Raw genomic sequence first — 6,748 nt, 5'->3', positions numbered from 1 at the left:
AGTGGGGAGCCGTATGCGGGAAAACTGCACGTACGGTTCTTAGAGGAGTTTATCTCCAACTGTTTAAAAGATTATAGAAGGAGGTAAATTTACTTATGGACCAAAAGTATATAACAATACAAGGTGCTCGTGAAAACAACCTTAAAAATATAAGTTTAAAAATACCTAAAGATAAATTAGTCATTATGACAGGCGTTTCTGGAAGTGGGAAGACCTCTCTAGCCTTCGATACCATTTATGCTGAAGGACAACGTCGATATATGGAATCTCTATCTGCATACGCTAGACAATTTCTTGGCAATAGCGAAAAACCTGATGTTGATCAAATCGATGGATTATCACCAGCTATCGCAATTGATCAAAAAACTACATCTAATAATCCACGTTCAACCGTAGGAACAGTTACCGAAATTTATGATTATCTACGTTTATTATATGCACGTATAGGTGTCCCTTATTGTCCTGATCACCATATTCCTATTACTGGAAATACAATTAAGGAAATGATTGATAAGATCATGGAACTACCTGATAAAACCAGATGTACAATTTTAAGTCCAGTGATTCAAGGTAAAAAGGGATCACATAAAGATCTTTTAGAAAATTTAATGAAAGAAGGCTATATTCGAGTTCGTATTGATGGAGAAATTAAGTATCTTGAAGAACTTGAACCTTTAGATAAGAACAAGAAACATTCAATTGATGTTGTTGTTGATCGCATTGTAAAGAGTGATGATCGTTCGCGTTTTCATGATTCATTAGAAACTGCACTCAAATTAAGCGATGGTTTAGCTATTTTACTAACGAATGATTCTGAAACATTATTTTCAAGCAATTATGCATGTAAAGTGTGTGGTTTTTCTGTACCTAAACTAGAACCTAAATTATTTTCATTTAATGCTCCTTTCGGAGCTTGTCCAGAATGTAAAGGACTAGGTATTACACAGAAAGTAGATCTATCTTTGTTGATTCCGGACGATACCAAATCAATTGCCCAAGGCGGCATTCATTATTATAAAAATATTGTAAATACTGAAAATCTAGAATGGCAGAGAATTCATGCGCTCATTAAATATTATGAAATAGACATGGATACACCTATCAAAGATTTACCTAAAAAGAAGCTTAACTATTTATTATATGGTTCAGATGTACCAATCGCATACCAGTTGAATTCTCGTTCGGGAATCGTCTCAACAAAGCTAGAATACATTGAAGGTGTTTGCCCTATGATTGAACGTAGATATATGGAAACTACTTCAACGATGTCTCGAGAATGGTACGGTTCTTTCTTGGCAGATGCTCAATGTCCGAAATGTCATGGAGCACGATTAAATAAACAGGCACTATCTGTACTTGTTGGTGGAAAAAACATTTATGAATGGACGCAAATGAGTATTAGTGAAGCCATCGATTTTATGGATCAGTTAGAATTAACTCCAACACAAGCTAAGATTGCAGAGTTGGTGGTCAAAGAAATTAAAAACCGTCTTTCATTTTTAAATCATGTTGGACTTAGTTATTTAACACTCGATCGTTTAGCATCCACTTTATCAGGTGGAGAAGCGCAACGTATTCGCTTGGCAACACAGATTGGATCCCGCTTAACGGGTGTTATGTATGTTTTGGATGAACCAAGTATTGGTTTACACCAAAGAGACAATGATCGTTTGATTGGTGCGTTAAAAGATATGCGTGATTTAGGCAATACATTAATTGTGGTTGAACATGATGAAGACACAATGCGAGCAAGTGACTATATTGTGGATGTAGGACCTGGTGCCGGTGTGCATGGCGGACAAATCGTTGCGGCAGGAACACCGGAAGAAATTATGCAGAACGAAAACTCAATTACGGGAGCTTATTTAAGTGGACGTAAAAGAATTGAAGTACCGGCAACGCGTCGCAAAGGAAATGGCAAAAAACTAAAGATTGTGAAAGCGAGTCAAAACAACTTGAAAAATGCGAATGTAACTATTAAACTTGGTACATTTACTGTTGTGACTGGTGTTTCAGGAAGTGGGAAATCGTCATTAGTTACAGAAGTATTAACACATGGTTTACAACATGCACTAGGACGATTAAGAATTAAGCCAGGGGCATGTAAAGAAATTCAAGGAATCGAAAATATTGATAAAATTGTTGAAATAGGACAAGATCCAATCGGTAGAACGCCACGTTCAAATCCTGCTACATATACAGGTGTATTCGATGATATTCGTGATTTATTTGCGCAGACAAAAGAAGCTAAAATGTTAGGTTATGATAAAGGACGCTTTTCATTCAATGTGAAAGGTGGACGTTGTGAAGCTTGTCAAGGCGATGGAATTTTACGTATTTCTATGCACTTTTTACCAGATGTTTATGTACCTTGTGATCAATGTGGTGGAAAGCGTTACAACGAAGAAACATTACAAGTCCATTATAAAGGTAAGACGATTGCGGATGTATTGGATATGACGGTTGAAGAAGCCTTGGAATTTTTCAGCAATGTTTCAAAAATCAAACATAAACTACAAACATTAAACGATGTAGGACTTTCTTATATTAAGTTAGGTCAAAGTGCTACGACTTTATCTGGTGGTGAAGCACAACGTGTTAAACTGGCAAGTGAACTTCAAAAGAAGGCAACAGGAAAAACATTATTTGTGCTTGATGAACCAACAACAGGCTTGCATAGTGATGATGTAAAGAAATTGATTGATGTTCTACAACGTCTTGTAGAACATGGTGATACAGTATTAGTTATAGAGCACAATTTGGATGTGATCAAATGTGCAGATCAAATTATAGATATGGGACCTGAAGGTGGACAAGGTGGAGGAACTGTGATTTGTACGGGAACTCCAGAAAAGGTTGCTGCATGTAAAGAGAGTTATACAGGTCAATATTTAAAACCAATGTTAGAAAAAGGAGGAGACCATGGCAAAAGTAATTGTTCGTGATTTAGCTAAAAAATTCATGTGGACTATTGTGACTGGGGATTCAGACTCATTAAATCGTCCGTTGACTTTGGCAGATACAAATCGCCCTGGATTAGAACTAGCCGGATATTTTCCAGACACACAAACAAAACGTCTTGTCGTACTTGGAGATAAAGAAATAGGATATATCGAAGAGCAGATGGATGAAATTTCTCAGCGTCGTTCTTTTGAATTTTTGACAGGAGATAGTACACCATGTATTGTGGTTGCGCATGGGCATGAGTGTCCTCCTGTTTTAAAAGAGATAGCACAACGTAAAAATTTCCCTGTATTTAAAACAGAACATCAAACATCACACGCAATCGTTAGTATCACAAACTATTTGGATGAATGTCTTGCAGAATCTGTAGTCATTCATGGAGAGTTAGTGCGTGTATTTGGTGTTGGTGTATTGATTACCGGTCGAAGTGGTATGGGAAAAAGCGAAATTGCCTTGGAACTTATCAAACGAGGCCATCAATTAGTTGGTGATGATCGTATTGATTGTTACAAAATACACGATGATTTGGTAGGAAGAACGACACCTATGTTAGAAGGGTTCATGGAACTGAGAGGTGTTGGAATTATCAATGTTTCTCGCATGTATGGAGTAGGAGCTGTTGCCCATGAAACACAAATTGAATTCCAAATCGATTTAGAACCATTTAATGATTCTTATGAATATGATCGAGTTGGAATTGAAGAAAAAGAATACAATGAGATTTTAGGAATCAAAATTTTAAAGATGACTATTCCGGTTTCTCAAGGACGACCAATGTCATCTGTTATTGAAACGGCTGTGACAAACTTCTTATTGTTGAAAGATGGCTTAGATTCAGCTAAAGAATTTGAAGAGCGAGTACTATCGCAAATATCCGAGAATAAGAAGGAGGAATTCGATGCATCTGTTTCCGAACACTAGAATTTTTGTTTCTTTTGGATCTTTAGAAATTGCTTGGTATGCCGTTTTAATTTTAACAGGCGCATTGTGTGCCTATTTACTATGTCAAAGAACAATGAAAAAATGGGGGTATGCACCTGAAGTTCTAGATGATTATGTAGTTCCTATGTTGTTTATTGGAATTTTGGGAGCTCGAGCATGGTATGTTATTTTTGAATGGAATTATTATTCTTCACACATAAATGAAATTGTAGCCATTTGGAACGGTGGTTTGGCCATACATGGAGGCTTGATTGCAGGAACTATATTTAGTTTATTCTTTTTCAAAAGACGAAAAATTTCATTTTTAAGAATGTTTGATTTGATCATGCCAACCGTGTTATTGGCACAAGCCTTTGGTCGTTGGGGAAACTTTATGAATCAAGAAGCCTATGGTGGGATTGTATCTGAGAGTTTCTTTGCGCATTATCCAGCGTTTATTAAAAATCAAATGTTTATTGATGGAGCCTATCGTATGCCTACTTTCTTATTTGAAAGTGTATGTAATCTATTAGGATTCTTGTTTATCACATTTATTTTCCGTAAGCATTGGTATAAAAGACGCGGTGACTGCGGATTTATGTATATGGTATGGTATGGAATTACACGTTTTGTGATTGAAGGAATGCGAACAGATTCTTTAATGGTATTTGGCCTTCGTACAGCTCAACTTGTATCTTTAGCTTTAATGGTTGTTGGTTGTCTTGGCTTAATGGGCGTATTTCATAAAGCTTTTCACTGGAAAAAGAAACCGATTGTTTTGTTTGACTTGGATGGAACGCTGATTGATTCACAACAATTGGTTTTTGAAACATTTAGAAGAGTTTTTAAAGAATTAAAACCCGATTATGAATTATCAAATGAAGAACTATATTCATTCTTTGGACCAACGCTAGAAGTAACTTTTTCAAAGTATTTCCCAGAAGATCAGGTACAAAGTATTATTGATCGTTATCAAGTAATCAATAAATCGTTGCATAAAGATCTATTAAAGGAAGTGCCTCATGCCAAAGAAATGTTAGAGGGGTTAAAAGAACAAAATATACAGTGTGCGGTAGTATCAAATAAGCGTATTGAAGTTGTGAAAAGAGGACTAAAACAAGCTGGTTTAGATGGCTATTTCAAGGTTGTATTGGGAAAAGAAAATTTGCCCGAACCTAAGCCAAGTGCATCTGGCTTGATTGAAGCATGCAACTTATTACATACTAGTCATGACGATTGTATTTATGTTGGTGATAATGTTGCGGATATTGTAGCCGCAAAAAATATGGCTGCCTATTCTGTAGGGTTTAGTGTAGATGAAAAACAACGCGAAGCTTTAGAAAAAGCACATCCATGTAAGGTCATCGATGATTTAATGCAGTTAGTATCATTATGTAAGGAGGATCGCATATGGAGCGACAATACGATTTGGTAATAGTTGGTGCCGGCCCTGCTGGTTTAAGCGCAGCATTATATGGTTCAAGGGCAGGACTTAAAACTTTGATATTAGAAAATGGAGCGCCAGGTGGAAAATTGATTAAGACAAATAAAATCAGTAATTATCCAGGTATAAAAGATATTGAAGGTACACAGTTGGCAATGGATATGTTTGAACAAGCAACATCTTTTCAAGCTGAATATGCGTATGGTGAAGTCAATAAAATCGATGAAAATAAAAATGTATATTTAAATGATGGGAATGTTGTGAAAGGGGAAGCTGTCATTCTTGCGACAGGAACAAAGGAACGTTTATTGAATATTCCTGGGGAAAATGAAAATCTAGGACATGGTGTTTCTTTCTGTGCAGTTTGTGACGGTGCATTTTTTAGAGATAAAGAGGTTGTAGTGATTGGTGGAGGAAACTCGGCATTAGAAGAATCGATTTATCTTGCCGGGCTTGCGCGCAGTGTAACGATTGTGATTCGCAGAGACGTATTTAGAGCTGAAGAACATATTCAAAAACAAATTGAAGAGAACGCAAAGATTCATGTCATTAAGAAGCATATTCCTGTTCAAATTCTTAGCTTAGAAGGAAAAGTATCCGGTATTGAACTTGAAAATGTGGATACTCATGAAAAACATGTTATAGAATGTTCAGGTATCTTCCCTTATGTTGGACAAGATCCAAATACGGATTGTGTACAAGATTTAGGTATATTAAATGAGCGTGGCTATGTTCTAGTCGATGACGATCGTCAAACAAAAATTCCAGGAATTTATGCAGCAGGCGATGTCATTGACAAAAATTTAAGACAGGTTATTACGGCATGTAATGATGGTGCCATTGCAGCACAGCATGCATTTCATAAAATAAAAGGAATTTAATAATCCAAGAAACCAGGTGGAAACATCTGGTTTTAATTTACAAAAAAAGTAATTGAAACGGCTTACAATATGCTTGAAATCGGTCACTGAAAGTGATTTAATTAAGATAAGAAAAGGATTTGAGGTGTTATTTATGTTGCCTGAAGAAGCAATCAAAAAGGTAATGGATGCGTATTACCATATTACTGGATTAAGATGCTATTTCGTGCAAGACGAGACAGAAATTAGCAGTGCAAAGGAAAAGAATTTCTTTTGTAAATGTTTAAAAACAAGTTCATCTGCATTACATCAATGTGATGAATGTACATTTGAAAATTATACAGGAGCTTTAAAATCAAATAAACCGCAAAAGTATGCATGCCATGCAGGACTTATCAAATGGAGTGTTCCCGTATCGCTTGCAGACGTAAAAGGTGTAATTATATCAGAAGGTGTTATTACAAAGCAGCAAGGCTTAGAAGCAGAGGATTGGGTCAATCATTTGGCAGAAACATATAATGTTTCTAGACCTATACTTTTACATAACTACACAAAAGTT

Annotated in this window: 5 protein-coding genes; all 5 read left to right on the top strand. The window is 36.1% G+C overall.

The window, feature by feature from the left end; translation table 11 throughout:
* Positions 1-95: 95 nt before the first annotated feature.
* A complete protein-coding gene (uvrA, locus tag ACZQCL_RS04900; protein WP_482481993.1) occupies positions 96-2,945 on the top strand; it encodes an excinuclease ABC subunit UvrA in 2,850 nt (949 codons plus the stop codon).
* Positions 2,923-3,885 carry an HPr(Ser) kinase/phosphatase gene (hprK, locus tag ACZQCL_RS04895; protein ID WP_288523217.1) on the top strand — a complete coding sequence of 321 codons (963 nt, stop codon included), beginning with the start codon at positions 2,923-2,925 and terminating at the stop codon, positions 3,883-3,885. The genes uvrA and hprK overlap by 23 nt, the downstream gene beginning before the upstream one ends.
* A complete protein-coding gene (lgt, locus tag ACZQCL_RS04890) occupies positions 3,863-5,320 on the top strand; it encodes a prolipoprotein diacylglyceryl transferase (RefSeq protein WP_288523218.1) in 1,458 nt (485 codons plus the stop codon). Before hprK ends, lgt begins: the two co-directional genes overlap by 23 nt.
* Positions 5,296-6,210, top strand: coding sequence for a thioredoxin-disulfide reductase (gene trxB, locus ACZQCL_RS04885; protein WP_227992885.1), 915 nt, complete (start codon positions 5,296-5,298; stop codon positions 6,208-6,210). Before lgt ends, trxB begins: the two co-directional genes overlap by 25 nt.
* Before the next feature lie 133 nt (positions 6,211-6,343).
* Positions 6,344-6,748, top strand: a 405-nt coding sequence (locus tag ACZQCL_RS04880; protein WP_482481989.1) for a PocR ligand-binding domain-containing protein, incomplete at its 3' end; no start/stop codon positions are given.

This window comes from Holdemanella sp., from assembly GCF_056804935.1.
Note: the sequence above shows the minus strand (reverse complement) of the source record. Positions and strands in the feature narration are given on the sequence as shown.

Excerpts from the sequence above, each read along its gene's own strand:
- uvrA (WP_482481993.1), top strand. The coding sequence starts at position 96 with ATGGACCAAAAGTATATAACAATACAAGGTGCTCGTGAAAACAACCTT.
- hprK (WP_288523217.1), top strand. The coding sequence starts at position 2,923 with ATGGCAAAAGTAATTGTTCGTGATTTAGCTAAAAAATTCATGTGGACT.
- lgt (WP_288523218.1), top strand. The coding sequence starts at position 3,863 with ATGCATCTGTTTCCGAACACTAGAATTTTTGTTTCTTTTGGATCTTTA.
- trxB (WP_227992885.1), top strand. The coding sequence starts at position 5,296 with ATGGAGCGACAATACGATTTGGTAATAGTTGGTGCCGGCCCTGCTGGT.